We start from the raw sequence: 2,211 nt of genomic DNA, 5'->3' as shown, positions 1-2,211 counted from the left end.
CGATCTCTGGATGCCTTGCAGTTATCTTATCCATTCAGCTTTAAGATGGTGAACGGGGAAATCATTATCAGTAAATAAACAAATTTATATATCAACCAAATAAGAAAGGGGAAGTGCTGGCACACTTCCCCCGGATTTAGGCTAGAAAATGTCCTGAATGATCATTAACTAAACCAACATCAAAGGTATGTTAAAACTTGTATTCCTGGAATGGAAAGGGAAACCTGTTCCCGCCGGCAAATTGCTGCTTACTATGAAATTGACTGTTCTTCTTTTTTTGACCTGCCTTCAGGTGCAGGCTATTTGTTTCGCGCAGGAAACGATTACCCTGCAGGTAAAAGAAACAAGTATCAAACAATTGCTGAAAACACTGGAGCATCAAACGGCCTACCGTTTTGTATTCCATGATAAAACACTGCCTGAAAACAGGAAAGTGACCGTTGCAGCAAAAGAAGCCACGCTGGATGCCGTGCTCTCACAGGCATTTGCAGGCACCAACCTGGCATACACCCTGAAAGAAGACGGGCTGGTGGTAGTATACGCCGATACAGAAAGCACCGCTGCCGTGGATATGACTATCAAAGGAACCGTAAGGGGCCTGGATAACCTGCCCTTACCCGGTGTAACGGTCCGCGCCACCGGCACTACCGCTGGCACGCTTACCAATTCAGACGGTGCATATACGCTCGTGGCCCCGGATAATGCCACCACGCTCCAGTTTTCACTGGTAGGCTATGTGAGCCAGCAGGTAACTATCGGCAACAGGCGGGAGATCAACGTAGTATTAACAGAAGATATCAAGACGCTGAATGCAGTAACGGTTACAGGATATACGAATTATGCAAGGGATAAATCTACCGCCGCTGCCGGCGTAGTAGGCGCCGATAAAATTACACAGGTGCCCATGGCTACCTTCGACCAGATATTACAGGGCCGCGTGCCGGGAATGGTGGTATCTGCAGGTTCCGGTCAGCCGGGAACCAGCGCCACTGTTACGGTTAGGGGCGTAGGTACCATTAATGGCAGCTCCTCCGTTTTGTATGTAATGGATGGTATTCCTATTGAAGCCGGCCAGTTCCAGGGTATTAACCCTTCAGACATCGCCTCCGTTACCGTGCTCAAAGATGCCTCCGCCAAAGCGTTGTACGGATCGCGCGGTTCCAACGGTGTGATCGTGATCACCACCAAAAAAGGACAAGCCGGGAAAATAGCGGTATCCTATAAGTCGCAATATGGCTTTTCCAATATGACCACCCCCAAATTCCAGATGATGAACTCCAAAGAACATCTGCAGTTTGAAGAAGAAGTTGGACTGGAAACCGGCGCTAATCTCGGCCCTGGCTGGGAGTTCTCCAATAAAAATCCGGACTACGCCGGTAAAACGCCGGAAGAACAACGGGAAGCAGATCATATACTCGACAGTTTAAGAAATATGAATACCGACTGGCGGAAAATTTTTCTGCAAACAGGTAAATTCCAGGAACAACAACTGAGTGTAAGCGGCGGTAACGACAATGTACGGTTTTATAGCTCTGTAAACTATTACGACCAGCAGGGTATTGCCAGGCGCTCTGAACTGAAACGTTACAGTTTTAAAAATAACCTTGATTTCAACGCCGGTAAATTAACAGCCAACATTAACGTGGGCCTTGCCTATTCTGAATCTTCCTTTATAGAAAGAGAAGCCTCCAGCAGCGGCAGCAACCCGCTGGCAGCCGTATACTATGCCCTGCCTTATGAATATCCTTATGCACCGGATGGCACACTGGTAACCAACTATAACGATGATGTATACCCGGTGTACGACCTTCGTGAAGGCAGTAACTCATTGGAAGCTATGTTAAATACCAGCAGTAAAGACAACCAGCTGAAAAGCATTATCGGTACTTCACTCAATTATATACTGGCAAAAGGACTGGTAGCGAAAACCAGGCTGGGCATAGACTTTAGGGAAACTACCACCGAACGCTATATCAACCCGGATTCGTATTCCGGTTATAAAGTAGATAATGGAGGAAGAGGTAGTTTCGGCGAAGGCGTTACCAGGAACGTTACTTTGGTAAGCACTTCCGGGTTAACGTATTCAAAAGTAACCGGTAAACATGATTTTGAAGTATCAGGTTATTTTGAGTTTACCAAAAATAACTACCGCGCATTTGATTATACCGGCTATGACCTGGACGACAGGTTGCCTGCTACACCCGCAGCCAT

General features: G+C 47.0%; 1 protein-coding gene. It reads left to right on the top strand.

Annotated elements, in window-relative coordinates:
• Nucleotides 1-187 precede the first annotated feature (187 nt).
• Nucleotides 188-2,211, top strand: a 2,024-nt coding sequence (locus VN105_RS00645) for a SusC/RagA family TonB-linked outer membrane protein (RefSeq protein ID WP_325636917.1), incomplete at its 3' end; no start/stop codon positions are given.

Origin of the sequence: Chitinophaga sp. (assembly GCF_035564935.1) — a bacterium.
In the GTDB taxonomy this organism is placed as follows: domain Bacteria; phylum Bacteroidota; class Bacteroidia; order Chitinophagales; family Chitinophagaceae; genus Chitinophaga.
The sequence above is the reverse complement of the archived record's forward strand: the minus strand, read 5'-3'. Positions and strand labels throughout refer to the sequence as shown.